The organism is Nocardioides salsibiostraticola (assembly GCF_054783655.1).
The window spans coordinates 236,562-262,023 of sequence record NZ_BAAGQD010000004.1 but is presented as its reverse complement, the minus strand read 5'-3'; the positions used below and the strand labels follow the sequence as shown (position 1 = coordinate 262,023).

Sequence of the window (25,462 nt, the reverse complement as noted above, 5' to 3'; positions counted from 1 at the left end):
GCCGGGGGCGGGGCATAGGTCCCGATCTGTACTAGCGCGGGGCCGCGAATCCGGGAGTAGTGTGAATCGACGTCCCGAGGATCGGGCGGTCGTAGTGCTTCCCAGGAAGGCGGCGGCGATGCCCGCTAGCTACGGACAGTTCTGTCCCGTTGCGAAGGCGATGGAGACGCTGGATGAGCGGTGGACGCTGCTGGTTGTTCGCGAGTTGATGAGTGGGAGCACGCACTTCAACGATCTACGCCGTGGACTTCCACGCATGTCTCCAGCGTTGCTCGCCAAGCGACTACGCAGCCTGGTGCGCGCGGGGGTGGTCGAGCGGACCGAAGAAGGCAATCGGGTGAGCTACGAACTCAGCGCAGCTGGCCGAGAGCTGCAGCCCATCGTGGAAGCACTGGGAGCCTGGGGGATCCGCTGGATAGCGGAGTTGGGCGACGAGGACCTGGATCCGCACCTGCTGATGTGGGACATCCACCGCAATATCGCGGTGGAGGCGCTTCCTTCAGGACGCACGGTGCTCTACTTCGAGTTCACCGACATCTCTGGGGAGGCCAACCGTTGGTGGATCGTCGTCACCGACGAGGGGATCGACGTCTGCAACGCCGACCCGGGGTTCGACGTACGTGTTGGGGTGAGGACGGGCCTACGGACGCTCACGCTGGTCTGGCGCGGAGACCTCACCTGGGCTGCGGCGATCCAGTCCGAGGATCTGCAACTCCACGGTGAAGCGCCCGCCTGTCGGGCGCTGCCGACGTGGTTGAAGCTCACCCCGTTTGCGTCGGTGCCTCGGCCCTAGTCAGTCTCGGTGGCAGTGTCGATCTGGTGGTCGGCGGCACGTCGCTGTTCAGGAGGGATGTGGTGTTGCAGTGCGGACCACGTCTGCAGCACTTCGACCTGGCGGTTCTGGGGGTCGACCTTGACATGGTCGAGAAGGAAGAACCCGTGGGTCGGCCCGTCCCCGTCGCTGTCGGGTGGTGGCTCCGTGGGCAGCGGGGCCTGCTCCTCGGCCGTCGACGGTGACTCGTTGTTGAGCCCGTAGGCGCGAAAGTGGATTCCGTCGTGTTCGTGCTGCACGACCAGTACGTTCTTGGCGAAGGGCGGGGTCGAGGCTTCGGCCATGGACTCCAGCCCGGGGATGGCGCCAACCAGTGCGGCGGCCACGGTGGATCTACTGCGGGCCCCAGGTCTGTCGCCACCGTCACGACGGCCCAAGTAGGAGCGCAACTCCTCTGCATCGGGTTTTGGGAGCTTTCGCAGGTACGGGCTGAGCCACACCACGATCCCGAGCGCTGGTGCAACCGCGACGGCGAGGACGACGAGTGCGACGTGCCACGAGTCCCCGGCATCGGGTGCCTTCGCGACCACGAGTAACCAAGAAAACACCCCCGCACTCACAGTGAATAGAACGAGAGTTGCCCACATCAGCCAAGGGATCGCTGACCTTGCCTTGGCCAGAGGCAGCAAGGTCGAGGCGCCCACCAGGACGGTGCAGAGGAAGGCGAGAGTCGTCCAGTAGAGGACGCGTCCGACCTGCGCCGCCAGTGCCGCGTTCTCGAAGCCGACCGTTTCGAGCAGGAAGGTCGGATAGCCCTCGAACGCCAGCAAAAGGCCCAAAGCGACAACCCCCCATGGGACGAGTTGCATGAGCACGAGGCCGAGGCGGTTCCCGGGTGATAGGAAACTACGCCGGGTCAACCAGGCCGTGGACTTCTTGTGCACGAGCACGCCCATGATGACGACGACGGCGATCACGACCGACGTAGCCAAAAGGTCGAACAGACGGCGACCGATCGGGTCGACGGTCGCGACCCGGTAGGCGACCAGCCCGGCGCCGGCCAGCACGACCCACGACCTGCCCAGTCTGGGGAAAGATTGCACTAGGTACGGGATGAACTGCGCCATCAGCAGGCCCAAGATCACCACGAGACCCACAACGGCGCTGAGGAAGGAAGCCGAATCCTTGATGGCGACGATTGCCACTGACCCTGCAACCACGGCCACGACCCCGATTGCTAGGACCGTTCGGCGCATCCAGTCACCGAAGCGCACGAAGATACTTCCCGGCGGTGGCGCTGGTACTCCGCTGATCACAGGCGGGAGCCGAGCCTTCCGGATCCGGCCGAGCAACAGACCGACCACGACGATCAGGAGAACGACACCGAGGAGCATCAGCCAGGGGCCGTCGACCAGCCAGCCGTAGTCAGGGAGGGAACGCGCGCGCTCACTGATTTCGGAGGGCGGATCGCGTAGGTCGACGACCCTTCGGGTAGCCATGACCAGGCTCACCACGTCGACGACCAGAAGGAAAAGCAGGACCCACAGGTAGGAACGCGTCCGTGAGGAGTAGTGGCTCAGCGACCCCTCGCGGGTCGGGAACCGCACATGCCCACGCGCCGCGATAGTCGTTCTGGCGCCGTCCGACGACACCTTCCGATGGCCCTCGTGAGTGAGGACGAGTTGGTCCTCCGTGAATTTGACGGGATGCGCGGCAGAAAGGAAGGCACCGGCACCACCGGACACGATCTGTAGCGGAGGGCCGCCTTCATCGGCCAGGCCTTTGGCTTCAGTCGAGGCGGTGAAATCGATGCGCTGATAGTTGTGGATGTCGCCGGCCAACGTGGCGACCACGCTCGGGTTGCCCTTCAGAATGGACAACACCTCGTTGTCCACGATCTCTGTCGGGTGAACCAGATCGAGGTCCGGGTCGGCGACTCGAAGCCAGTTGAGCTTGTTGTTGACCGCGATCGGAATCCCGGTCACCACGATCTTGGGGAGCGATACGTCGGGAGAGACCATGCGGCGCAGCCACGCGGCCTGTTCGACGTCTATCGACCCTGTGACGCCGTTGTCGACCATGACCAGGCGCAGGAGTGCCGGGCATTCATCGTCATGTTGGTGATCTTCGTCCCGGGAGCACCCCAGATCCACCGCGTAGTAGGGGCCGGGGAGGTGAGGAATGCCGAGAGGTTCTTGCGCGTGTCGCCGTCGAATCCGGTCGAGGAGTTCGCGTTGGGGAGGCGCAGGCTTGCGCCACAATGACTGGGCCACGCGTTCCCTGAAGGTGAGGCTTTGCGTGTCGTACCCGACCTCGGGCAGTGCCTCGGCTCCGCATGCGTGGAACATGAAGCCGTTGAGACCGTCATACCAGTCATGGTTGCCGGGCATCGCGAGCAGATGCCAGTCCTTGAGTGGGGCGGAGAAGCCGTCGGCGCTCGCCTGGCGAGCCCAGGCGTTGAGAGCGTTGCCCCACGCAGCCCCAGGCTGGCCCAGGTAGGGGAGATACACCGCGTCTGCCCACGCGTTGATGTCGCCCGCCGGGTAGATGACGTCACTCATCAACAACGCGACGTCGACACCGCTGTCCCGCAGAGTGCGCTGGTGACGGGCCAGGTCTCGCACGAGCACGTATTGGGAGGCATCCATCTCTCCGGGGTCACCGAGTACGAGGACACCCGTCGAGTCCGGGGCTCGGAGCGGATGATCGGGCGAAGCGACCTGGTGGGCGGCTTGGGTGGCTAGCCAGCGGATCCGGCGTCGGTCGACGATCGAGCCTGTGCCATCCGGCGACTCGATGCGCTTCGCCACCTGATCGTTGATGCTGAGCAACAGGGTCTTCGGGGAGAACCAGGCAAAGTTTCCCCACGTGACCCCGCGCCGGGCTCGAAGGAGGTATCGCCAGAACTCGTGGCTCCCTGAGTCGGTCACGTCGTCCGTCTCGGGGGCGTGGGATTGCGTCTAATACTTATCGAATCGAGCAGGGGCAGCGCGAACGCCGCGAACGACAGGAGGAAGGCACGCTTGGGTTCGGTGTCGAGGTGGAAGATAAGAGCGACCTCGTCGATCACGGCTGCCGCCCAGAACCAGAACGCCAGCGCGGAAATTTCGCGACCTTGGAGGCAACCCCGTCCTTGGGCTGAACGGTTCGCGCCATCCCTGCGACCTCTCATCGATGACCTCCGAGATTACGACGCCAGTTGCAGGCACGCCTGACCCAATTGAGCTATTCAGGAATGGCCCGTACGTGTCAGGCCCGCGGGCGCGCTCAGGTGCGGCGGTGGAAGGTGATGGTGCCGTCGGCTCTGATTTCGTGGGCGTAGTCGTGGTGGTGGATCAGGGTGTGATGTCGCGGGCCCAGGACCGCTGTTTTGCTGAGGTCTGTGCCGCCTCCCCGATGCCAGGGGTCGAGGTGATGCATGTGGCACATTCCGCTCGGCCAATCACAGTTCGCTGCCTGGCAGGTGGGGTGTTCGATGCTGGCCGCGATCCGTTGGCTCTTCGAGTGGTAGCGGCGGGTGCGGCCCAGGTCGAGGACCTGGGAGGTGCCGTTGAGGACGACGGGAAGAATCCCCGCTTCACAGGCGATGCGTCGGGCCTGTCCGGGGCTGACGGGTTCTCCGGTGTCGAGATGGGCTGGCTTCAGGCCACCGATCAGGGTGTCGTAATCGAGGTGGATGACCGCGGTGGCCGAGACGCCACCGGAGCGGGGTGCGTCTTCGGTGCGGAAGGATTCGATGAGCTCGCAGAACGCTTCACCCATCCGCTTCGGGGTCGCGATCCGTTCGGTCAGTTCCTCGACGTCGTCGGTCTCCTCGGCCTTGTCCTTCGAGGCTTGGTGTTTCGGGGCAGCGAACGCGAGGAGGAGTTTGCGGAACATTGCTCCTTGGGCGGAGGGGATCACGAACCTGCCCCGTACTGCTCCGGTGCCGTCGTCGTGCATGGTGAGCTTTGTCTTGTCGCGGGCTGAGTCTTCTTCCTTCGCGAGCTGTTCTGCCTCAAAGGCTTCGGCACCTTCGGGGTCCAGGACCTCCCAGACCCGCCAGCCGAGGATCTTCAACGTCTTTGCGTCGAACTCGGATGCGTTGTCGATCAGGACCTTCTCGACCTCAGCCACGGTCTGGGGTTGGCACTTGTCGGTGGGCAAGGACTCGACGGCGCGGGCGATGACTTCTGCTTGTTCGACGTGAAGGTCACCGGTCGCCAACGCACAGCGGGTCTGTTCGTGGGTGTCGAGGGCTTTCGCTTGCTTGACCCGACGGTTCGCCTCTGTCCGGGTGAGTTTCGTGGTGTGGGCCAACCAGTTCGCCGTACTGGTCCCGCCGGTGTCGCCGGCGACGTCACGTCGGTCGGCCTCGGCCAGGACCCGGCGGCTGAGTTCGGCGACCTGTGCCTCGAGTCGGGCGAGAAGGAGGGTGGTGTCGGCGACGTCGGTGTCTTCCATGGACCACGTCTGGGTCTCGACCAGGTCCTCGAGACCGGCCTCGATCTGGCGTGCGAAAGCACTGATCGGATGTCCCCGATTCTCGGTGCTTTCGTCTTTGGCCATGTGTCTATTCCAGCACTGAGCACCGACACTCCTGCCCCGAAATCGGGGTTCTCCACAGGCCGTTTGGTAACGGGTAGGTAACGGTATTGGCGGGGGTGGGCGGGGATGGTTCTGGGGTGCTTCTGGGTGATTTGGGCGGATCGGCTGCGGGGGTTTCGAGGCTCGTCGCTGGCGCTCCTCGCACCTCAACCAGCGTGAGGCCCCTGGCGCTCCTCGCACCTCAACCAGCGTGAGGCTCCTGGCGCTCCTCGCACCTCAACCACCCCTGGATCGGCCTCAGGGTGATTCCCGATGGCGGGGGTGCTTCAGTCCTGCCAGACTCGACTCATGAGTGAGACCACCCCCACGGAGCCCCGTCCCGTCGCTGCGAGTGCCCAGAACCTCGTGAAGGCGTACGGCGCCGACGAGGCTCAGGTGCGGGCTCTGGACGGGGTGAGCGTGGACCTCTATCAGGGGGAGTTCACCGCGATCATGGGTCCGTCGGGGTCGGGCAAGTCGACGCTGATGCACTGTCTGGCTGCCCTCGATGCGCCCACCTCCGGGGAGGCGATCGTCGACGGCACCGCCTTATCGGGCCTGAAGGACAAGGCGCTGACCACGCTTCGACGTGAGCGGGTCGGCTTCGTGTTCCAGGCCTTCAACCTGATCCCGACCCTGACGGCGCAGGAGAACATCCTGTTGCCCCTCGACCTCGCCGGCCGCAAGCCCGACCAGGAGTGGTTCGACGCGGTCATCGACGCCGTCGGTCTGCGCCCGCGGCTTGGCCACCGGCCGAGCGAGATGTCTGGTGGGCAGCAGCAGCGCGTCGCCTGCGCGCGGGCGCTGGTCAGTCGTCCGGCCATCGTGTTCGCGGATGAACCCACGGGCAACCTCGACTCCACCAGCTCCGCGGAGGTGCTGGGCTTCCTGCGCCGCAGCGTCGATGAGTTCGACCAGACCATCGTGATGGTCACTCACGACCCGGTGGCCGCGTCGTACACCGATCGCGTGCTGTTCCTCGCCGACGGCGTGATCGTCGACGAACTGCGCAACCCGGACCGCGACTCGATCCTCGAACGGATGGGGCGCCTCCAGGGCGCAGCCGTCCCACCCAAGGCGGGATGAGCCGGTGTTCCGTCTGACGTTGCGCAACCTGATGGCGCGCAAGGTGCGCCTGTTCATGAGCGCACTCGCGATCATCCTCGGCGTCGGATTCCTCGCCGGCGTCCTGACCTTCAGCAGCGGGCTGTCGAAGACCTTCGACGGGATCATCTCCGGCTCCACGCCCGACGGCATCGCGCGTCCCGCCGACACGAACTCCTTCGACTCCACAGGCGCCGGCAACAACCAGGCCCTCACCCCCGCGGACGTCGAGAAGCTCGCGGCGCTGCCGGAGGTGGCTCAAGCCGACGGCAACGTCGACGGCTTCGGGCTCTACCTGCTCGACCCCGAGGGCGAGTTGGTCGGCACCGGGGGAGCGCCGACCCTCTCCTTCAACTACACCGACACCCCCAACCTGCTGGGCGAGCCGGCTCTCACCCTCGACGCGGGCCAGTGGCCCGAGGGGCCGGGCGAGGTCGCGTTGGATGCCGCGGCCGCGGAGAGCGCCGGGTACGCCGTGGGCGACCAGGTCACCGTCATCCCCCCGCGCGTGACGGGGACCGATGTGATCACCCGGCAACTGACGCTGGTCGGGATCGCCGGCTTCAACGGCGGGGGAACCGCCGGGGCCACACTCGTCGTCTTCAGCACCAGCGGCGCCCAGGAAGTGTTCCTCGGTGGGGCCGATGTCTTCACCTCGGTCAGTCTCACCGCAGCCGACGGCGTCACCCAGGAAGCACTCGTCGCCGCAGCCGACACCGTGCTGCCTGCCGGGTTCGAGGGCGTCGAGGGAGACACCGTCGCTGACGAGTCCCAGGCCGCGATCGGTGAGTTCCTCGGCTTCATCAACATCTTCCTCGGCACCTTCGCCGTGGTCGCGGTGATCGTCGGCGGCTTCATCATCGCCAACACCTTCTCGATCCTCGTGGCCCAACGGGTGCGCGAACTCGCCCTCCTTCGGGCTCTGGGAGCGAGCCGCAAACAGGTACGCCGCTCGGTCCTGATCGAAGCCGCGCTGATGGCCGTCCTGGGATCCACTCTCGGGCTGTTCATCGGCCTGGGTCTGGCGCGAGGACTCGCCGCGGTCTTCGGCAGCGTCGGGCTCGACATCAACGCCTCGGTCCTCAACCTCACGCCGACCACCATTGCCCTGGCGTACGGCGTCGGCATCCTGGTCACCCTGGTCTCCGCCTATCTGCCCGCCCGTCGGGCATCCAAGGTCGCCCCCGTCGCCGCGATGCGCGACGACACCGACGCGGGGGAGGGGAGCCTGCGACGGCGAACCGCGATCGGCAGCGTCGCGCTGGTCATCGGCGCCGGTCTGGCAGCCGCCGGCGTCACGGGCGCACCCGGCAACGACGCGGCGTACATCGGCGCTGGCTCGGTCATCTGGGTCCTCACCGTCGCCGCCCTGGCCGCGGTGCTGGGGCGACCCGTTCTGCTCGCCAGCCGCAGCGTGTTCACCGGCCTCTTCGGTACGACCGGTCGCCTGGCCGGTGACAACGCCATCCGCAACCCACGTCGCACCGGCGCCACCGCCTCCGCATTGATGATCGGGCTCGCCCTGGTCTCCGCCGTCGGGGTCCTGGCCGCCTCCCTGAGCGCGTCTTCCAACAAACTGGTCGATGAGCAGTTCGAGGCCGATTTCCTGGTGCAGTCACCGGTGTTCGGCAGCTTCCCGGTCGCCATCGGCGACCAGATGGCCGCCCTCGACGGCGTCGCGGTCGTCTCGCGACAGCAGGCGTTCTCTGCGGTGGTGGCCGACGACCAGGACCCCTCGTTCGTCATGGCCACCGACTCCGCGTTCGGTGACGTCTACACGCTGTCGATGCTCGAGGGCACCGACCGACTCGACTCCGGCAACGTGCTGGTCGACGACACCACCGCGACGGCGTACGACCTCGACGTGGGCTCGACCCTCGACCTGAGCTTCCCGGGCGACCAGACCCTCCCGGTGACGGTCACCGGCATCTTCGCCGAGAGCCAGGTCGCCGGACCCATCAATGTCGACCTCTCGCTCCTGGAGGAGGCCGGCATCACGCGCATCGACAACGCGCTGAGCGTCAACGTCACCGACGGGGCCGACGTCTCGGCGGTGAAGGCGGAGCTCGATCGGGTGGTCGAGGACCTGCCGATCGTGGCCGTACAGGACAAGCAGGACTTCGCCGAGGCGATCACCAGCCAGATCAATCAGTTGCTCTACATCGTCTACGGGCTGCTGGCGCTCTCGGTGATCATCGCCGTCATCGGCATCGTCAACACCCTGAGCCTCAGCGTCCTGGAGCGGACCCGGGAGATCGGGCTGCTGCGGGCCATCGGGCTGTCACGGCGCCGCCTGCGCCTGATGGTGACCCTCGAGTCGGTGACGATCTCGCTGATGGGTGCGGTGCTCGGGCTCGTCCTGGGCGTGATCATCGGAGTCCTGTTGCAGCGCTCCCTGCGGGACGACCTCAGCGAGCTCGGCATGCCCCTCGGCAGCCTGTTGGTGTTCCTGCTGATCGCCGTCGTATTCGGCGTCCTGGCCGCGATCGTGCCGGCGGTCAGAGCATCGCGGATGAAGGTCCTGGACGCGATCGCCACCGAGTAGCCGACGGCGGGCGTCAGCCCTGCTCCACGGCCACCCGAACCGCCTCGATGGTGCGGCCTACGTCGTCGTCCGTGGTGGCCGCGTTCGACACCGAGATCCGTACGACGGCCCGGTCGCGCCAGCGTGAGCCGGACATCCACACCTCGCCGGTCCCCACGAGGCGGTCGAGCAGGTCGGTGACGTCGCCCTCGACCCCTAGACAGACCTGGGTGTAGACCACGTCGTTGAGCACCTCCACCCCCGAGATCCCAGCGAGGCCGTCCGCGATCTGGCGGGCGTTGTCGGCGAGACGGTCGACCTGCTGGGCGGCTCCGGATCGGCCCAGGGAGCGCAGCGCGGCCCAGACCGGGACGCCCCGGGCCCGACGAGACAGTTCGGGAACCTTCTCGAACGGGTTCCCGGGCCCGGAGTCCTCAGGAGTGAGGTAGCTGGCGTGGACGCCCATCGCCACGCGAACGGCCTGTGGGTCGCGGACCACAGCGATCCCGCAGTCGTAGGTGACGTTCAGGGTCTTGTGCGCATCGGTGGCCCAGGAATCAGCATCCGCGACCCCGTCGACCAGGGGTGACAACCTCGGGGAGGCGGCCGCCCACAACCCGAAGGCGCCGTCGACGTGCACCCAGGCCCCGCGGGCGTGGGCCATCTCGATGGCCGATCGGAACGGGTCGAACGCCCCGGAGTGCAGGTTGCCGGCCTGGAGGCACACGATGATCGGCGCCCCCGCCGGGATGGCGCCCAGCATTTCCGCGAGGGCGTCGGTCCGGATCCGACCCTGCTCGTCGGCTGCGACCACCGTGGGTGATCCGAGACCCAGATAGCGCAACGCGATGTCGACGGTGTCGTGACGCTCCGCTCCCACCAACACATGCACCCGAGGTGCTCCGGTGAGCCCGTCGGCGTGCACGTCCCACCCGGCCTGAGCCAGTACGGCGCCACGCCCGGCGGCCAATCCCGTGAAGTTGGCCATCGTCGCACCGGTGGTGAACCCCACGTCGGCCCGAGCTGGCAGGCCCAGCAGGTCGAGCAACCAGCCGGCCGCGATCTCCTCGAGCGCGGCGACGGCGGGCGTGGCGTGGCGCATCCCTGCGTTCTGGTCCCAGGCGCTGACCAGCCAGTCGGCGCCCAGGGCCGCGGGCAGGGTTCCGCCCATGACCCAGCCGTAGAACCGCCCGGACTGGATCGCCATCAGGCCCGGTTCGGCACCCTCCCCGAGTTGGTCGATGACCGCTGCGGGGTCGAGACCCTCCTCGGGCAACGGTCCGCCGAAGGCGCCCAGCATCTCCTCGACCCCGGCCATGGGGCCGACGTGTCGTTGGCCGACCTCGGCGCGCCATGCCTGCGCATGAGCGAGCGCCCGGTTCAATGCCTCTTCGGGTTCCTCGCTCATCGGTCCGGTCAGACCTTGCTCGCCGCGAAGGTGTCGCAGGCATCGAAGGAGCCCTGGTCGAACCCGACGCTGAACCACTTCTGCCGTTGGTCGGCCGAGCCGTGGCTGAACGTCTCTTCTCGCACCTGGCCGGTCGTCTTCTGCTGGATGCGGTCGTCACCCACCGAGGCAGCGGCTTGAAGAGCCAGGTCGATGTCCTCCTGGTTGAGCTCGGTGTACAACACGTTCCCGTCCTCGTCCTCGGTGCGGGTCGCGGCCCTGGCCCACATCCCGGCGTAGCAGTCAGCCTGGAGTTCGAGGCGGACGGCGTCCGACTGCGGACCCTGCTGGGTGCGGACCTTGCCGAACTGGCCGGTGATGTTCGAGATGTGGTGGCCGTACTCGTGGGCGAGGACGTAGGCCTCCACGAACCCGCCGTCGGGGCCGCCGAGCTGCTTCTCCAGCACCTCGTCGAAGAACCCGGAGTCGAGATAGATGCGCTCGTCGCCGGGGCAGTAGAAAGGCCCCACCTCGGAGGTGGCCGCACCACAGGCGGTGGACACCGACCCGGTGAAGGTCACCAGCCGGTCGGCGACCCGGAAGTCCGACCCGAGTTCGTCGCTCCAGAAGTCCGCCAGCGAGTTCTCCACCGCGACGCGGGCACAGTCGGCGCTCTTGTTCGCATCGGCTCCGGTCTGGCACGAGCTGTAGCGGCCCGTGTCGTTGAGCCGGGTCGCGTCCAACCCGGAAGAGGGCGAACCGCCGGTGCCGGGAATATCCACCCCGGCGAACTGGGAGATCGCGAAGACGATCAGAACCACCACGATGGTGCCGATGCCGCCCTTGCTGCCTCCGGGGATCGGTAGACCCCCGCGGCTTCGTCCGCCCGTGCTCTGGCCGCGACCCGCTCCACGCCCGGCGTCGGTGACCCGTCCGGTGTTGAGTTTGGCCTTCGGGTTGAAACGAACCATCGCCTACATTCCCCTCGTGAGGTGGGCTGAGAAGTGTCCGCCGTGGCGTACCTCACTCGCAAGTGGCGAATCGGCCTCGCGAGCGTGCCTACACTAGACACAGTCATGATCACTGCCCACCAACTCGAGGTTCGAGCCGGTGCGCGGCTGCTGATGGAGGATGTCTCGTTTCGTGTCGCCGCTGGCGACAAGATCGGCCTCGTGGGTCGAAACGGAGCAGGCAAGACCACCCTCACCAAGATCCTGGCCGGCGAGGCCTTGCCCGCGTCCGGCTCGATCACTGGTGCGGAAGACGTGGGCTACCTCCCTCAGGACCCCCGCACAGGAGATCCCGAGGTCCTCGCTCGCGACCGGATTCTGTCCGCTCGCGGACTCGACGACGCCGTACGACGGCTGCGCGAGGCCGAGGAAGAGATGGGCAGCGACGACGCGAGGGTCCGCGAACGCGCCATGAAGCGCTACACCCGCGCCGACGCCGACCTGCACTCCGGTGGCGGGTACGCCGCGGAGTCAGAGGCAGCCACCATCGCGGCCAGCCTGGGCATCGCCGAGCGCATCCTGGGCCAACCCCTCAAGACGCTGTCCGGTGGCCAACGCCGTCGCGTCGAGCTCGCACGCATCCTCTTCAGTGGCGCTGAGATCATGATCCTCGACGAGCCCACCAACCACCTCGACGCCGACTCGATCACCTGGCTGCGGAGCTTCCTCAAGGCCCACACCGGCGGGTTCATCGTGATCAGTCACGACAACGACCTGCTCTCGGAGACCGTCAACAAGGTCCTCCACCTGGACGCGAACCGCTGCGAGATCGACATCTACAACATGGGGTGGAAGAACTACCTCACCCAGCGTGAGACCGACGAGAAGCGCCGCAAGCGCGAACGCGCCAACACCGAGACCAAGGCCAAGACCCTCACCGACCAGGCCAACCGGATGCGCGCCAAGGCCAGCAAGGCCCAGGCTGCGCAGTCGATGCTGAAGCGGGCCGAGAAGATGATGGCCGGCCTCGAGGGTGAGCGTGCGGTCGACAAGGTCGCCCGGATCAAGTTCCCCGCCCCCGCCCCCTGCGGCAAGACCCCGCTCACCGCTGAGGAACTGTCCAAGTCCTACGGCTCCCTCGAGGTCTTCACCGACGTCAACCTGGCCATCGACAAGGGCTCCCGGGTGGTCATCCTGGGGTTCAACGGTGCCGGCAAGACCACCATGCTGCGGATCCTGGCCGGGGTGGACCAGCCGGACACCGGCGAAGTCGTCCCCGGGCACGGACTGAAGGTCGGCTACTACGCCCAGGAGCACGAAACCCTCGACACCGGTCGCACGGTGCTGGAGAACATGCAGTCCGCGGCGCCGCAACTGACCGACACCGAGGCGCGCAGCGTGCTCGGATCCTTCCTCTTCTCCGGGGACGACGCCCACAAGTCGGCCAAGGTCCTCTCCGGTGGGGAGAAGACGCGGCTGGCCCTGGCCAGCCTGGTCGTCTCCAGCGCCAACGTGCTGCTTCTCGACGAACCGACCAACAACCTGGACCCCGCCTCGCGTGAAGAGGTGCTGGCGGCGATCCGCACCTACGAGGGCGCGATCATCCTGGTCACCCACGACGAGGGCGCGGTCCTCGCGCTCGAGCCCGACCGGGTGCTGTTGCTCCCCGACGGCGACGAGGACCTGTGGAACGACACCTACGCCGACCTGGTCTCGCTGGCCTGACCGGCCAGCAGCATCCGCCACAGGATCCGCGGAGCGCTCGCCCAACCGTGGGCCCGGATCGCGGAGCGTGCATCCACCCCGGCCAGCACGAGGCCGCTCCAGAAGAACACCTCCGCGGCGATCAGGGCGATCGCGATCACGCCCGCGACCCCCGCGAGGCTGATGCCCAGGAAGGGCACCACCGCGAGGGCCAGGTAGGGGAGGAAGGACGCCCCCATCGCCAGAACGCCCAGCCGGAACCTCATGGTCACCCCTCATCGTCTCTGTCGAGATGCAACACTCGTTGTAAAACACGTGTTGCACTAAGGTAGCACCATGCCCCGCATCGTCGACACCACCGAGCGCCGAGCCGAGGTCGCCTCTGCCGCCCGCTCGGTGATCGCCCGCGAGGGTCTCGAGGGCACCACCATCCGCAAGGTGGCCGCCGAGGCCGGGAGCTCGACCACCGTGGTCACCCACTACTTCCGGGACAAGGACGCGCTGATCGCTGCCGCGGTCCAGGACGCCTACGCCGCCGTCGAATCCCGGATGGCTCAACTGTCCCGCGGCTTCGAGAACGTCAACACGTCGGTCATCGACCGCCTCCGGGTCATGCTGCTCGAAGCGTTGCCCCTGGACGGCGTACGCCGCGAGGAAGCCCGGGTCTGGATGGCCTTCTGGGCGGCGGCCTCGGCTCGACCCGAGCTGCGCACCGTGCAGCGGGACGGGTACCGGTCCTGGCGGGCCCTGATCCGGGCGGTGCTGGACGAGGCTGCACTGGCAGGGGAGCTGCGGCAGGACCTCGACACCGACGCCGAGCTCGATCTCCTGCTCTGCCTGGTCGACGGGGTGTTGATGCAAGCAACCCTCGAACCGAGGCGCTATCCCGCGGCCCGCCAACAGCAGTTGCTGGAATCGGCGCTCGCCCGTCTGGCTGTCGGAGCCGACTCCTAGACTCGGGGCATGACTCCCGATGGACTGACCCCCGAAGCCTTGGCCGAGGTCGGACTGCTCTACGACGTGGACGGACCCGTCGCCACGATCACCCTGGACCGACCCACTTCACGCAACAGCCAGACCCCCGCCATGTGGCGCATGCTGGCCAGGATCGGCGCAGGGCTGCCCGGCGACGTACGCGTCGTGGTGCTGCGGGGGAGCGGAGCCACGTTCTCCGCCGGTCTCGACCGGGCCATGTTGGCTCCCGACGCCGGGGACGGCGTGGAGACGGTCGCCGAACTGCTCTCCATGGACGACGCGAGCATCAGCGAGACGATCGACGCCTACCAGCAGGGATTCACCTGGTTGCGCAACCCGCAGTTCATCTCGATCGCCGCCGTCCAGGGGTACGCCATCGGCGCCGGCTTCCAGTTGGCGCTCAGTTGCGACTTGCGGGTGGTGGCCGACGACGTGCAGTTCTGCATGAAGGAGTCCGCCCTCGGGCTCGTCCCGGACCTGACGGGAACAAAGCCGCTGGTCGACAGCGTTGGCTATTCGCGAGCACTGGAGATCTGTGCGACCGCCCGCATGGTGGGGGCCGAAGAGGCGTTGGCCATCGGGTTGGCGCTCACCTCGGTGCCCGCACCAGAGCTCGACGACACCGTGGCCGACCTCGTCTCCGCCCTGATCGCTCCGATGGTCGGAGCAGTGCGGGAGACCAAGGCTCTGCTCCTCGACATCGACGAGCGCGATCTGGACACCCAACGCCGCCTCGAGCGCGAGGCACAGGCCCGCCGCTTCCGCGAGCTCGCCGCACACACCACGCCTTAGAAGACAACCAGCAGGAGTCACATGTCCGGCATGCACCCAGGCGCCGCCTACCGAAGCCTTCGCACCGACCGCAGCGTGGTGGACAACCGGATCTCTCGCGAGACCTTCCGCCGGATCCTCGCGTTCGCCCGACCCCACCGGAAGATCATCTTCATCTTCCTTGCCCTGACGGTGGTCGACGCCGCCATGGTGGTCGTGCAACCGCTGCTGATCAAGCGGATCATCGACGACGGCATCACCGCCGGCGACTCCGGGCTGGTGACGCTGCTGGCCCTGGCGATGGCGGGAGTGGCGATCCTCAGCGCGGTGATCGCCGTCCTGGCCGGCTGGTTCTCGTCCCGGATCGGGGAGGGACTCATCTTCGATCTGCGCACCCAGGTCTTCGCGCGGGTGCAACGCCAGTCCCTGGCCTTCTTCACCCGCACCCAGACCGGGGCCCTGGTCTCCCGCCTCAACAACGACGTCATCGGTGCCCAGCGCGCCTTCACCTCCACGCTGTCCAGCACCGTGTCGAACTCGATCTCTGTCGTCGTGGTCGGAATCGCGATGCTCTACCTGAGCTGGCAGATCACCCTGGCGTGCCTGGCGCTGTTCCCGATCCTGTTCCTCTCCTCCCGATGGGTGGGAGGCCGCCTGGCCGGCCTGACCCGCGAACAGATGGACGGCAACGCGGACCTGGGCAACGTGATGACCGAGCGATTCAACGTCGGGGGAGCGATGCTCCTCAAGCTCTTCGGCCGTCGCGCCGACGAGGACGCACTCTTCGCCACCAAGGCCGCCAAGGTGCGCGACCTCGGCATCCGCATCACGCTGATCACGCGCATCTTCGCCGCCGCCATGCTGGTCGTGCCCGCCCTGGCCACGGCCCTGGTCTACGGCTTCGGCGGACGGCTCGTCATCGACAGCACCCTCGAGTTGGGCACCCTGGTCGCCCTGGCCACCCTGCTCCTGCGGCTCCTGGGCCCCCTGCAGGGGCTCTCCAACGTGCGCATCGACATCATGACCGCGCTGGTGAGCTTCGACCGCGTCTTCGAGGTGCTCGACCTGCCACTGCTCATCGACGAGAAGCCGGACGCCGTCGCTCTGCCCGCCACCGCTGGGAGTCTGGCCTTCGAGGCCGTGGCCTTCACCTATCCCCGGGCCGACGAGGTGTCCCTCGGCTCCCTGGAGGCTCTGGCCCGCAAGGAGTCGCGGGAGAACACCCAGGTGCTGCGCGACGTCGACTTCGTCGCGGAGCCTGGTCAGATGATCGCCCTGGTCGGACCGTCCGGCGCGGGCAAGACCACGATCACCAACCTCGTGACGCGGCTCTACGACGTGAACAGGGGTTCGGTGCGCGTTGGTGGACATGATGTTCGAGACGTGACCCTGCAGTCACTGGAGGACGTCGTCGGGTACGTCACCCAGGACGCCCACATGTTCCACGACACCATCCGGGCCAACCTCGAGTACGCCCGCCCCGGGGCCAACGACGAGCAGATCTGGTCGGCCCTCGAGGCGGCTCAGATCGCCCACCTCGTGCGCGGGCTTCCCGACGGACTCGACACCGTGGTGGGCGATCGGGGATACCGACTCTCGGGCGGGGAACGCCAGCGACTGGCCATCGGCCGACTCCTGCTCAAGGCGCCCGCGATCGTCGTCCTCGACGAGGCGACTGCGCACCTCGACAGCGAATCCGAGGCCGCCGTCCAACGCGCGTTGGATGCCGCCCTGGAGGGACGGACCTCCCTGGTCATCGCCCACCGCCTTTCGACGGTCCGCAACGCCGACCAGATCCTGGTCCTGCAGGACGGCGAGATCGTCGAGCGCGGCACCCACGTCGAACTACTCGGGCGCGAAGGCCTGTACGCCGACCTCTACCGCACCCAGTTCCTCCACGACGGCCCTCAGGATGCGTTGGCCGAGGAGCCCGCCCGCTGAGGTTTCACTTTCGACCGAACATGGCGGTCGGGACGCTCGCCCCGCGGGCCGCGCTTCCACTCGTCGTAGGCGAGGTAGAAGAAGCCGAACAGGGCGAGCAGCGAGAAGAACCACCACTGCAACCCGTAGAAGAAGTGCGGACCGTTGTCGAGTTCGGGGAGTTCGACGGGGGTCAGGCTCTCGGCCGGACCGGGGGTCTCGGAGGCCAACTCCACGAACCCGGCGTACACCGGTCGTTGGAGCGCCTCGCCGATGGCCACGCTGGAGACGGCCCGGGCCGACTGATCGTCGACCTGGGTGCTGTCGCCGGTGCCGTCGGCGCGGACCCAACCGGTTACGTCCACCGTTCCCGAGGGTGGTGCCGGGATCGCGACCGGGTCGACCGTGCGGCTCTCCGTCGGCCAGAATCCGCGGTCGACGAGCAGTGCGGTGCCGTCGGCGGTGACCAACGGGACGACCGCGTCCACACCGGGCACTCCGTCGCGGCTGCGGTAGCGGATGACCACGGTGTCCTCGACGGCGTACGTGCCGGTCGCGCTGACCCGACGCCACTCGTCGTTCGCCGAGACCTCGCGGTCCACGTCGAGGACCTTGGCCACCGGCTCGGGCGCCACATCCTCGTTCACGCGTACGACGTTGTTGCTGGCCTTGCGGTCGTCGAGCCGGTCGAACTGCCACTGCCCCAACCAGACGGTGCCGTAGCCGAGAACCCCCACAGCCAGGGCGAAAAGGACCCATCGTCGGCTCAGGAGAAATCGGAAGGAATGCACGTGTCGAGATTAGCCAACGCAGGTCAATGGTCGGTTCCCCCGTCCCCTGACCGTCGGGTCGTAGACTCGGAAGCATGCATCAAGGCGAAGCCACACCCTCCCGCGCTCTGGCCGACAAGTACGGCCGGATCGCCACTGACCTGCGCGTCTCCCTGACCGACAAGTGCAACCTGAGATGTTCCTACTGCATGCCGGCCGAGGGCCTTGACTGGTTGCCCAACCAGTCGGTCCTCACCGACGAGGAGGTCGTGCGCCTGGTGACCATCGGTGTCGAGCACCTGGGGATCCGAGAGGTCCGCTTCACCGGGGGTGAGCCGCTGGTGCGGCGCGGGATCGTCGACATCATCCGCCGTGTGAAGGTCGTCGACCCCAGCGTGGAACTCTCCATCACCACCAACGCCCTCGGCTTGGCCCACAACGCCCAGGCTCTGGCCGACGCCGGGCTGGACCGCATCAACGTCAGCCTCGACACGGTCCGCTCCGACACGTTCCACGAGATCACCCGTCGGGACCGGCTCGAGGACGTCGTGGCCGGCCTGGCCGCCGCGGAGGCCGCCGGGTTGGGACCGATCAAGGTCAACGCTGTGTTGCTACGCGGCGTCAACGACGATCAGGCGGGCGAACTCCTGCGGTGGTGCCTGGACCGGGGGTACGAACTCCGGTTCATCGAGCAGATGCCCCTGGACGCCCAGCACGGGTGGACCCGAGAGGGAATGATCACCGCGGAGGAGATCTTCGCCCAGCTCGCCCCCGACTTCGCGCTCACTCCGGCCAGCGAGCCACGGGGGAGCGCCCCGGCAGAGATATTCACCGTCGACGGAGGCCCCGGCACCGTGGGCGTCATCGCCTCGGTGACCCGACCCTTCTGCGGGGACTGCGACCGGGTCCGACTGACCGCCGACGGTCAGGTCCGCAACTGTCTGTTCGCCCGCAGCGAGTCCGATCTGCGCGACGCGATGCGTGCGGGAGCCACCGACGCCGAGTTGGCCGAGCGATGGGTCATCGCCATGAAGGGCAAGGCCGCCGGCCACGGCATCGACGACGAGACGTTCCTGCAGCCGGACCGACCGATGTCGGCCATCGGCGGCTAGTTCGCAGCTAGGGGGCGGCAGGCTCACCGGGGTGGGCGACGACGTCCTTGAGGAACTTCCTCGCCCCCAGGAAGTCCGACAGACTTCCTCGGTGCTCCTCGCACGCCAACCAGACCTTGCGGCGATCCGGGGTGTGGAGTTTCGGGTTGTTCCACAGCAACTGCCATTCGGCGGCCTGGGGGCATCCCTTGGCCGAGCAGGTGTCCGGGTCCACTCAGATCTCCCGCACGGAGCCCGACGGGCCCGAGAGTTGGGGGCGGTTCGGCTGCCCGGGGACGAGCGCGAAACCGTCTGACTTGGTGCTGACGGCGTTGGCCATGACCACCGCGATGTAGGGCAGGAAGATCGCGGCGGTGATCAGGATCCACATGAAGACACCTTCGCGCACAATGACCGCCCCGACGAAGCAGATCGTCCGCAGGCTCATCGACATCAGGTAGCGCCGCTGACGCAGCCTGATATCGGCCGCCTTGTTCTCCGCTGCCGTCGTGATCCGGACGACCTGGTCTGTTCGTTTCGGGTCCCGAGGCATGTCTCAATGGTACGTCGCTAGCATGAGCGGTTCGAGTGGGATCGCTCACGTCCCGAGGCCCCACGCCACCCAGGAGGCACCATGTCCAACCGCACCTACCGCGTCACCGAGATCGTCGGGACTTCCCCCGTGGGCATCGACGACGCCGTCCGCAACGGCATCGAGCGGGCCGGCCGCACGCTGCGCCACCTGGACTGGTTCGAGGTCACGCAGGTCCGCGGTCAGGTCAAGGACGGGTCCGTGGAGCACTTCCAGGTGGGCATGAAGGTCGGTTTCCGGATGGAAGACGACTGAAAATCGCCCGGCGGGGGTGTCGGGGGATCGCTCTACTGAGAAGTAATCGCTAGCGTCGTTTGACGTGACTGAACCCACCTCCACCCCGCCCGCTTCATCCCCTCGTTCGGTGCTCGTCACCGGCGGCAACCGCGGCATCGGCCGTGCCATCGCCGAGGCGTTCCGCGACCTCGGCGACCAGGTCGCGGTGACGACCCGGAACGGGGGAGCCCCCGAGGGAACCCTCGACATCAGGTGCGATGTCACCGACGCCGCCTCGGTCGAGGCCGCGTTCGCCGAGATCACCGCCCAACACGGGGCACCCGAGGTGGTCGTCGCGAACGCCGGGATCACCGCCGACACCCTGATCCTGCGGATGTCGGAGGAGGATTGGTCCTCGGTCATCGAAACCAACCTCACCGGCACGTTCCGGATCGCCAAACACGCCGCGAAGGGCATGCTGCGCCAACGCCGAGGTCGGATCATCTTCATCTCCTCGGTCGTCGGCCTCCTCGGCTCGCCCGGACAGGTGAACTACGCCGCTTCCAAGTCGGGTCTGGTCGGGATGGCACGGTCCCTGGCCCGCGAACTCGGCTCCCGTTCGATCACCACCAACGTCGTCGCGCCGGGGTACGTCGAAACCGACATGACCGCAGCTCTTTCGGAGGAACAGATGAAACAGATCGTCGATCAGGTGCCCCTACGACGGCAGGCGCAGGCGACCGAGATCGCCTCCGCGGTCACCTGGCTGGCCAGCGATGGAGCCGCTTACGTCACCGGGGCCGTCATCCCGGTCGACGGTGGACTGGGAATGGGGCACTGAGATGACCGAGAACTCGACCAACCAGACGAACCCGAACGGCATCCTGGCCGGCAAGACGATCCTGGTCGCCGGGGTCACCATGGACAGCTCCATCGGTTTCTCCACCGCCCGAGTGGCCCAGGAGCAGGGCGCCACGGTGCTGATCTCCAACTTCGGCCGCGCCCTGGGGATCACCCGACGCATCGCGAAGCGGCTGCCCACCACCCCGCCAGTCCTGGAGTTGGACGTCACCGACCCCGACCACCTGGCCGGCCTGGCCGACCAGGTGCGCGAGCACACCGACACCCTGGACGGTGTCGTGCACTCGATCGCCTACGGCAACCCGGAAACCCTGCTGGGTGGCAAGTTCCTCGAGGGGCCCTGGGAGGACGTGGCGCAGGCGCTCCAGGTCTCGGCGTACTCGCTGAAGTCGTTGGCGCAGGCGTGCCGTCCCCTGATGACCTCGGGCGGTTCCGTGGTGGGGCTGACCTTCGACGCGACGGTCGCCTGGCCGGCCTACGACTGGATGGGGGTCTCCAAGGCGGCGCTCGAGTCGACCTCCCGCTACCTCGCTCGCGACCTGGGTCCGGACGGGATCCGGGTCAACCTGGTCTCCGCCGGCCCGCTGCGCACCCTGGCCGCCAAAGCGATCCCGGGCTTCGGAGATCTCGAGGCGATGTGGGAAACCCGAGCCCCCCTCGGGTGGGACAACACCGATCAGGAGCCCACAGCGCGGGCCGTGTGCGCCCTGCTCTCGGACTTCTTCCCCTCCACCACCGGGGAGATCGTGCACGTCGACGGCGGATTCCACGCGATGGGAGCCTGAGGTCCGCTAGTTTCCGCACATGCGAACCGTCATCGTCGAAGGAACAGGCCAGATCCGGATCGACACCGTGGACGATCCCACTCTTCCCGACACTCGGGGAGCGATCGTCGCGGTCGAGTCCTCGGCGATCTGCGGATCCGATCTGCACTTCTACGACGGTGACCTGCCGTTCTACCCCATTGCGGTGGGGCATGAGGCGATCGGAACCGTGACCGAGGTGGGCTCCGAGGTCGAACGCTTCGCGGTCGGCGACCGCGTGCTGGTGGCGTCGGTCGCCGGGTGCGGTCAGTGCGCAGGCTGCGCGACTGGGGACCCGATCTCCTGTCATCAGGGCGCCAAGGTCTTCGGCTCCGGTGAACTGGGCGGCGCCCAGAGCGAACTGCTGGCGGTGCCGGCCGCGGACTTCCAGTTGCTCCGGATTCCCGAGGGCATCAGCGACGAGGCGGCCCTGCTCCTGACCGACAACCTGGGGACAGGGTGGGCCGCGGTGACCCGGGCGGATCTGCCAACGGACGGCACCCTGGTCATCCTCGGGCTCGGCGCCGTGGGCCAGTGCGCGCTGCGGTGCGCCCTGGCGCTGGGGGTGTCGCGGGTGTTGGTCTACGACCCCGTGGAGGGCCGGGTGGACCAGGCCGTGGCCAGCGGAGCCACCGCGCTGGGGTCCGACGTGGCGGCAGAGGTCCTCTCAGCCACCGGGGGCCGCGGTGCGGACGCGGTGATCGATGCGGTCGCCAACGATCAGACCCTCGAGGCCGCCTTCGCCTCGGTGCGCGCCGGCGGCACCGTCTCGGTCGTGGGGATCCACGACCTGGAGCCCTACCCACTGAACGTCCTGATGGGGGTCTTCCGCAGCATCACCCTGCGGATGACCACCGCTCCGGTGCACCAGACCTGGGCCGATCTGGTCCCTCTGCTGCAGTCCGGGGAACTGGACATCGAGGGCATCTTCACCCACACCTTCGACCTGGCGGACGCGGCCGCCGCCTATGAGGCGGTGGCGAGCCGGAGCGCCGAGTGCCTCAAGGCGCGTCTGGTGATGCGCTAGTCGTCGCCGGACTTCCCCTAGAATCGGGTCATGTCTTTCGCCCATCACCTGGTGATCGTTCGTCACGCCAAAGCCGCCCAGAGCGGCGAATCGGACTTCGAGCGGACGCTGACCTCCAGTGGACAACGCGACGCCGCTTCGGCCGGTGCCTGGCTTCGCGATCAGAACGTCGACCCCGCTGTGGGACTCATCTCAGCCGCTCGGCGTACCCGGGAGACCTGGCACGCCCTGTCCTCCGCAGCCGGTTGGAACCTCGCGCCGACGGCCGACGAAGGTCTCTACACCGCCGGGCCCGACACCGCGCTCGACGTGCTCCGGCTCCAGGACGACGCCGCGCACACCGTGGCGCTGATCGGGCACAACCCGACGATGTCCTACCTCGCGAACCTGCTCGACGACGGGGAATGCGACCCGTCCCTGGCCGCGAACATGGTCACCGGATTCCCCACCTGCGCCCTGGCGGTCTTCGGGTACGACGGTGCCTGGGCCGATCTGGACACCGGGAGGGCCCGACTGCTCGACTTCCACGTGGGTCGGGCGGACTGACCAGCCCTCAGACCAGCCCTCAAATCAGGGGAGAGGGAGTGACGATCCCGGCGGCCGCATCGGCGGCCTCGATCTCCTCCCGGGAGATGCCGAGCAGATACATGATGGTGTCGAGGTAGGGCACATTGACCGAGGTGTCCGCGGCGGCGCGCACCACGGGCCGGGCGTTGTAGGCGATACCGAGGCCCGCCGCGTTGAGCATGTCGAGGTCGTTGGCACCGTCGCCGATGGCGATGACCGATTCCACCCCGACCCCCACTTTTTCTGCGAACTCGCGCAGTGCCGTGGCCTTCCCGGCCCGGTCCACGACGTCCCCCACGATCTGGCCGGTGATCTTGCCGTCGATGATCTCGAGCTCGTTGGCTCGGGAGTAGTGGATGCCGAGGTCGTCGGCGAGGCGTTGCGTGATCTGGCTGAAGCCACCCGACACGACGGCGAAGCGGTAGCCGAGGCGGCGCAGGGTGCGCACCATCGTGCGGACACCGGGGGTGACGACGATCTGGTCGTAGACCTCGTCGAGGACGGATTCGTCCAGCCCGGCCAAGAGCCGGACCCGCGCCCGCAGGGACCCCTCGAAGTCGATCTCCCCTGCCATGGCTTGTTCGGTGACGCGGGCGACCTCCTCCTCGAAGCCGGCGTGGGCGGCGAGCATCTCGATCACCTCACCCTGGATCAGGGTCGAGTCGACATCCAGGACGATCAGCCGCATCCCGCGACGCAGCAGGTTCGCGGGTTGGACCGCGACGTCGACTCCCTGGGAGGCCGCCTCGGTGGCCAGCAACCCGCGCAGGCGGTCCGGGTCGGCGCCCGAGACATGCAGGTCGATGGCGGTGACGGGGTAGCGGGCCATCCGCTCGATCCGGTCGATGTTGCCGCCGCAGTCGGCGATGCGTCCGGTGAGCGCGGCCATCGCCGAGGCCTTCAGCGGCGATCCGATGACCGTCACGTGGGAGCGGCCCGCGCCCCGGGAGCGGTTGTCACCGGATCCCTTCTCCACCTCGACCTGCATGTCCAAGGCATCCGCGGTGGCCTGGATCGCGTCCCGCAGTCGCTTGGCGCTACGCGGCTTGCTGACCAGGACACCGAGGATCAGCCTCCGACGCAGCAGGATCTGTTCGATGTCGATGACCTGGACGCCCGCCTCGGCGAGGGTCGCGAACACCGAGGAGGTCACGCCGGGGCGGTCCTTGCCCGTCAGCGTGATGAGCAGCGTGTCCGAGGTGCCGGACGGGTCGTGAACGGTCATCGGAGCGAGGTTATCGGGATCTGGGCCCACTCCTACTCCTCGGGCCACACCTCGGGCGAGCAGGCGGCCGTCAGGGCGCGCCGTCCGGCACGGTCCAAGGGCACCAACGCCTCGCGACGGGAGGAGGCCTCGGCGGCGGTCACCGCACCCCCGTCGTCGTCCAACGCGAGGTCACAGATCTCCATGGCCTGCCAGGCCCTGGCGGCGAGTTCCACACACCGAGCAGGAACCCCCTGCGGTGCCACCAGGACGGGTCCGTGGCGCAGATTCATCAGGCTGTCCGCGACCTCGGGGCGCCAGCGAGCGACGTCGAGGTCGGCCAGCGACCCGGCCGCCTCGATCAGCGCGGCGCGCAACCCACGATCGGCTTCTCCCACATCCACGAGTTGTCGTCGCGCGGCGGGACCGGTGCGCCAGACCCAGCCTTCGCCGACGTCGGTCGGGGTGAGTCCCAAGCCGACCTCGGGCGCGAGGACCGCTTCACCCACCTCGAGCGCACGGTGGTTGAAGTCGGATGGACCGCCGAGCCCGACCGGATCGCCCTCGGCGGGGAAGGCCGCACCCAGGCCGGTAGCCCCCCGACGCCGCAGGGCAGCAAGCCCGAAGAGAAGGCTCGTGGTGCCACCGTCGGCTTCCAGCCCCGCCACCAGGTGAGGCCACCGGTCCACCTGGAGGGCCTCGACGAGGTCGTCGGGAGCCACCAGCCCCCGCAACCAGGAGGTGCCCCACCAGGCCAGCTGGGCGGAGATGGGCAGCGGGCTGGTCACGACCCCGGAGCCTACGGCGGGGCACCTGACGGGAGGTTCCCGGCCATCCTCAGGTCTCGTCTAGGGTGGCCCGCATGGCCGCCGTACTCGAATTCGTCGACGTCACCGTCCGACGGGGCGAAGCGGTCCTCTTGGACCAGGTCAGTTGGACGGTCGAGGAGGACGAACGCTGGGTCGTGCTGGGTCCCAACGGCGCCGGCAAGACCACACTGATGCAGGTCGCCGCCGCCCAGCTGCACCCCAGCTCCGGGCGAGTGACCATCCTGGAGGAGGTCCTCGGCTCCGTCGACGTCTTCGAGTTGCGCTCCCGGATCGGGGTCGCGAGTGCGGCCATCGCCGACCGGCTGCCTCGCAGTGAGGGGGTGCGGGACCTGGTCGTCTCCGCCTCCTACGGCGTCCTGGGCCGCTGGCGTGAGGTGTACGACGACCTCGACCACGACCGGGCGTTCTCGCTGTTACGGGAACTCGGGGTCGGTCACCTGGCGGATCGCACCTTCGGCACCCTCAGCGAGGGCGAACGCAAGCGGGTGCAGATCGCCCGGGCCCTGATGGCCGATCCCGAGTTGTTGTTGCTCGACGAGCCCGCGGCCGGGCTGGACTTGGGCGGACGTGAGGACCTCGTCTCCACGTTGACCGGGCTGGCCCTGGATCCGGACTCTCCCGCGACCGTGCTGGTCTCGCACCACGCCGAAGAGATCCCGCCCGGGTTCAGCCACTGCCTGCTGTTGCGCGATGGTGCAGTCATGGAGCAGGGCCTCCTCGACGACGTGCTCAACGACGTCAACCTCTCGGCGACCTTCGGCGTTCCGTTGACGGTTCGGCGAGACGATGGCCGGTGGTCGGCCCGACGCCGCGTGCGCCACCGCTGAC

General features: G+C 67.8%; 24 protein-coding genes. 14 read left to right on the top strand and 10 right to left on the bottom strand.

The features are described from left to right. Positions 1-118: 118 nt before the first annotated feature. Positions 119-793 carry a winged helix-turn-helix transcriptional regulator gene (locus ACYVLV_RS04010; RefSeq protein ID WP_460807879.1) on the top strand — a complete coding sequence of 225 codons (675 nt, stop codon included), beginning with the start codon at positions 119-121 and terminating at the stop codon, positions 791-793. Here ACYVLV_RS04010 and ACYVLV_RS04005 read toward each other — a convergent pair. After that, positions 790-3,702, bottom strand: a complete 2,913-nt coding sequence (locus ACYVLV_RS04005) for a hypothetical protein (RefSeq protein WP_460807878.1) — start codon at positions 3,700-3,702, stop codon at positions 790-792. The genes ACYVLV_RS04010 and ACYVLV_RS04005 overlap by 4 nt on opposite strands. A gap of 337 nt (positions 3,703-4,039) precedes the next feature. Continuing rightward, positions 4,040-5,320: an HNH endonuclease signature motif containing protein gene (locus ACYVLV_RS04000; RefSeq protein WP_460807877.1), complete on the bottom strand. Its 1,281-nt coding sequence runs from the start codon at positions 5,318-5,320 to the stop codon at positions 4,040-4,042. Positions 5,321-5,647: 327 nt separating this feature from the next. On the opposite strand from ACYVLV_RS04000, the gene ACYVLV_RS03995 reads away from it, so the two are divergent. Together ACYVLV_RS03995 and ACYVLV_RS03990 are read left to right on the top strand one after the other, a co-directional pair. Beyond that, the gene (locus ACYVLV_RS03995; protein WP_460807876.1) at positions 5,648-6,424 is read left to right on the top strand and encodes an ABC transporter ATP-binding protein; all 777 of its coding nucleotides are present in this window, start codon (positions 5,648-5,650) and stop codon (positions 6,422-6,424) included. Between the two features lie 4 nt (positions 6,425-6,428). Beyond that, positions 6,429-8,987 (top strand): ABC transporter permease, encoded by a 2,559-nt coding sequence (locus ACYVLV_RS03990; RefSeq protein WP_460807875.1) that lies wholly within the window; start codon positions 6,429-6,431, stop codon positions 8,985-8,987. A 13-nt stretch (positions 8,988-9,000) separates the two neighbouring features. On the opposite strand, the gene ACYVLV_RS03985 is transcribed toward ACYVLV_RS03990, so the two are convergent. Together ACYVLV_RS03985 and ypfJ are read right to left on the bottom strand one after the other, a co-directional pair. Further along, entirely contained in the window at positions 9,001-10,374 is a 1,374-nt protein-coding gene (locus ACYVLV_RS03985; protein WP_460807874.1) for a pyridoxal phosphate-dependent decarboxylase family protein, read from the bottom strand. Positions 10,375-10,382: 8 nt separating this feature from the next. Beyond that, a complete protein-coding gene (gene ypfJ / locus ACYVLV_RS03980) occupies positions 10,383-11,324 on the bottom strand; it encodes a KPN_02809 family neutral zinc metallopeptidase (RefSeq protein ID WP_460807873.1) in 942 nt (313 codons plus the stop codon). Between the two features lie 105 nt (positions 11,325-11,429). On the opposite strand from ypfJ, the gene ACYVLV_RS03975 reads away from it, so the two are divergent. Beyond that, a complete protein-coding gene (locus tag ACYVLV_RS03975; protein ID WP_460807871.1) occupies positions 11,430-13,028 on the top strand; it encodes an ABC-F family ATP-binding cassette domain-containing protein in 1,599 nt (532 codons plus the stop codon). Here the strand turns inward: ACYVLV_RS03975 and ACYVLV_RS03970 are convergent. Continuing rightward, positions 13,001-13,273 (bottom strand): transporter suffix domain-containing protein, encoded by a 273-nt coding sequence (locus tag ACYVLV_RS03970; RefSeq protein ID WP_460807870.1) that lies wholly within the window; start codon positions 13,271-13,273, stop codon positions 13,001-13,003. The two genes, ACYVLV_RS03975 and ACYVLV_RS03970, sit on opposite strands and share 28 nt — an antisense overlap. 70 nt (positions 13,274-13,343) lie before the next feature. On the opposite strand from ACYVLV_RS03970, the gene ACYVLV_RS03965 reads away from it, so the two are divergent. From ACYVLV_RS03965 to ACYVLV_RS03955, 3 genes are read left to right on the top strand one after another with little or no spacing between them, the layout of a single operon-like run. Beyond that, the gene (locus tag ACYVLV_RS03965; protein WP_460807869.1) at positions 13,344-13,961 is read left to right on the top strand and encodes a TetR/AcrR family transcriptional regulator; all 618 of its coding nucleotides are present in this window, start codon (positions 13,344-13,346) and stop codon (positions 13,959-13,961) included. A gap of 9 nt (positions 13,962-13,970) precedes the next feature. After that, positions 13,971-14,774: an enoyl-CoA hydratase/isomerase family protein gene (locus tag ACYVLV_RS03960; protein WP_460807867.1), complete on the top strand. Its 804-nt coding sequence runs from the start codon at positions 13,971-13,973 to the stop codon at positions 14,772-14,774. 21 nt (positions 14,775-14,795) lie between these two features. Continuing rightward, entirely contained in the window at positions 14,796-16,694 is a 1,899-nt protein-coding gene (locus tag ACYVLV_RS03955) for an ABC transporter ATP-binding protein (RefSeq protein WP_460807865.1), read from the top strand. Here the strand turns inward: ACYVLV_RS03955 and ACYVLV_RS03950 are convergent. Continuing rightward, positions 16,661-17,464, bottom strand: coding sequence for an SURF1 family cytochrome oxidase biogenesis protein (locus tag ACYVLV_RS03950; protein ID WP_460807862.1), 804 nt, complete (start codon positions 17,462-17,464; stop codon positions 16,661-16,663). The genes ACYVLV_RS03955 and ACYVLV_RS03950 overlap by 34 nt on opposite strands. A 74-nt stretch (positions 17,465-17,538) precedes the next feature. On the opposite strand from ACYVLV_RS03950, the gene moaA reads away from it, so the two are divergent. After that, a complete protein-coding gene (gene moaA / locus ACYVLV_RS03945) occupies positions 17,539-18,555 on the top strand; it encodes a GTP 3',8-cyclase MoaA (protein WP_460807860.1) in 1,017 nt (338 codons plus the stop codon). A gap of 7 nt (positions 18,556-18,562) precedes the next feature. Here moaA and ACYVLV_RS03940 read toward each other — a convergent pair whose 3' ends face one another. After that, positions 18,563-18,769, bottom strand: a complete 207-nt coding sequence (locus tag ACYVLV_RS03940) for an acetone carboxylase (protein WP_460807859.1) — start codon at positions 18,767-18,769, stop codon at positions 18,563-18,565. After that, positions 18,770-19,087 carry a DUF3099 domain-containing protein gene (locus tag ACYVLV_RS03935; protein WP_460807857.1) on the bottom strand — a complete coding sequence of 106 codons (318 nt, stop codon included), beginning with the start codon at positions 19,085-19,087 and terminating at the stop codon, positions 18,770-18,772. 81 nt (positions 19,088-19,168) lie between these two features. Here ACYVLV_RS03935 and ACYVLV_RS03930 point away from each other — a divergent pair, with 81 nt between their 5' ends. The 5 genes from ACYVLV_RS03930 to ACYVLV_RS03910 all read left to right on the top strand — a co-directional run bounded on the left by ACYVLV_RS03930 (position 19,169) and on the right by ACYVLV_RS03910 (position 22,579). Continuing rightward, positions 19,169-19,381, top strand: a complete 213-nt coding sequence (locus ACYVLV_RS03930; protein WP_460807855.1) for a dodecin — start codon at positions 19,169-19,171, stop codon at positions 19,379-19,381. 64 nt (positions 19,382-19,445) lie between these two features. Continuing rightward, positions 19,446-20,183, top strand: a complete 738-nt coding sequence (gene fabG / locus ACYVLV_RS03925) for a 3-oxoacyl-ACP reductase FabG (protein WP_460807853.1) — start codon at positions 19,446-19,448, stop codon at positions 20,181-20,183. Between the two features lies 1 nt (position 20,184). Beyond that, entirely contained in the window at positions 20,185-20,988 is an 804-nt protein-coding gene (gene fabI, locus ACYVLV_RS03920) for an enoyl-ACP reductase FabI (protein ID WP_460807851.1), read from the top strand. 19 nt (positions 20,989-21,007) lie between these two features. After that, positions 21,008-22,033, top strand: coding sequence for an alcohol dehydrogenase catalytic domain-containing protein (locus ACYVLV_RS03915; RefSeq protein WP_460807849.1), 1,026 nt, complete (start codon positions 21,008-21,010; stop codon positions 22,031-22,033). A gap of 30 nt (positions 22,034-22,063) precedes the next feature. Then, a complete protein-coding gene (locus ACYVLV_RS03910; protein WP_460807848.1) occupies positions 22,064-22,579 on the top strand; it encodes a SixA phosphatase family protein in 516 nt (171 codons plus the stop codon). 19 nt (positions 22,580-22,598) lie between these two features. On the opposite strand, the gene serB is transcribed toward ACYVLV_RS03910, so the two are convergent. After that, positions 22,599-23,825, bottom strand: a complete 1,227-nt coding sequence (gene serB, locus ACYVLV_RS03905) for a phosphoserine phosphatase SerB (protein WP_460807846.1) — start codon at positions 23,823-23,825, stop codon at positions 22,599-22,601. A gap of 32 nt (positions 23,826-23,857) precedes the next feature. After that, positions 23,858-24,592, bottom strand: a complete 735-nt coding sequence (locus ACYVLV_RS03900; RefSeq protein ID WP_460807844.1) for a hypothetical protein — start codon at positions 24,590-24,592, stop codon at positions 23,858-23,860. Between the two features lie 74 nt (positions 24,593-24,666). On the opposite strand from ACYVLV_RS03900, the gene ACYVLV_RS03895 reads away from it, so the two are divergent. After that, complete coding sequence (locus tag ACYVLV_RS03895; protein WP_460807842.1) at positions 24,667-25,461, top strand: ABC transporter ATP-binding protein; 795 nt, start codon at positions 24,667-24,669, stop codon at positions 25,459-25,461. Position 25,462: the final 1 nt, after the last annotated feature.

Excerpts from the sequence above, each read along its gene's own strand:
- ACYVLV_RS04010 (WP_460807879.1), top strand. The coding sequence starts at position 119 with ATGCCCGCTAGCTACGGACAGTTCTGTCCCGTTGCGAAGGCGATGGAG.
- ACYVLV_RS04000 (WP_460807877.1), bottom strand. The coding sequence starts at position 5,320 with ATGGCCAAAGACGAAAGCACCGAGAATCGGGGACATCCGATCAGTGCT.
- ACYVLV_RS03995 (WP_460807876.1), top strand. The coding sequence starts at position 5,648 with ATGAGTGAGACCACCCCCACGGAGCCCCGTCCCGTCGCTGCGAGTGCC.
- ACYVLV_RS03985 (WP_460807874.1), bottom strand. The coding sequence starts at position 10,374 with ATGAGCGAGGAACCCGAAGAGGCATTGAACCGGGCGCTCGCTCATGCG.
- ypfJ (WP_460807873.1), bottom strand. The coding sequence starts at position 11,324 with ATGGTTCGTTTCAACCCGAAGGCCAAACTCAACACCGGACGGGTCACC.
- ACYVLV_RS03975 (WP_460807871.1), top strand. The coding sequence starts at position 11,430 with ATGATCACTGCCCACCAACTCGAGGTTCGAGCCGGTGCGCGGCTGCTG.
- ACYVLV_RS03970 (WP_460807870.1), bottom strand. The coding sequence starts at position 13,273 with ATGAGGTTCCGGCTGGGCGTTCTGGCGATGGGGGCGTCCTTCCTCCCC.
- ACYVLV_RS03965 (WP_460807869.1), top strand. The coding sequence starts at position 13,344 with ATGCCCCGCATCGTCGACACCACCGAGCGCCGAGCCGAGGTCGCCTCT.
- ACYVLV_RS03960 (WP_460807867.1), top strand. The coding sequence starts at position 13,971 with ATGACTCCCGATGGACTGACCCCCGAAGCCTTGGCCGAGGTCGGACTG.
- ACYVLV_RS03955 (WP_460807865.1), top strand. The coding sequence starts at position 14,796 with ATGTCCGGCATGCACCCAGGCGCCGCCTACCGAAGCCTTCGCACCGAC.
- moaA (WP_460807860.1), top strand. The coding sequence starts at position 17,539 with ATGCATCAAGGCGAAGCCACACCCTCCCGCGCTCTGGCCGACAAGTAC.
- ACYVLV_RS03935 (WP_460807857.1), bottom strand. The coding sequence starts at position 19,087 with ATGCCTCGGGACCCGAAACGAACAGACCAGGTCGTCCGGATCACGACG.
- ACYVLV_RS03930 (WP_460807855.1), top strand. The coding sequence starts at position 19,169 with ATGTCCAACCGCACCTACCGCGTCACCGAGATCGTCGGGACTTCCCCC.
- fabI (WP_460807851.1), top strand. The coding sequence starts at position 20,185 with ATGACCGAGAACTCGACCAACCAGACGAACCCGAACGGCATCCTGGCC.
- ACYVLV_RS03915 (WP_460807849.1), top strand. The coding sequence starts at position 21,008 with ATGCGAACCGTCATCGTCGAAGGAACAGGCCAGATCCGGATCGACACC.
- ACYVLV_RS03910 (WP_460807848.1), top strand. The coding sequence starts at position 22,064 with ATGTCTTTCGCCCATCACCTGGTGATCGTTCGTCACGCCAAAGCCGCC.
- serB (WP_460807846.1), bottom strand. The coding sequence starts at position 23,825 with ATGACCGTTCACGACCCGTCCGGCACCTCGGACACGCTGCTCATCACG.
- ACYVLV_RS03895 (WP_460807842.1), top strand. The coding sequence starts at position 24,667 with ATGGCCGCCGTACTCGAATTCGTCGACGTCACCGTCCGACGGGGCGAA.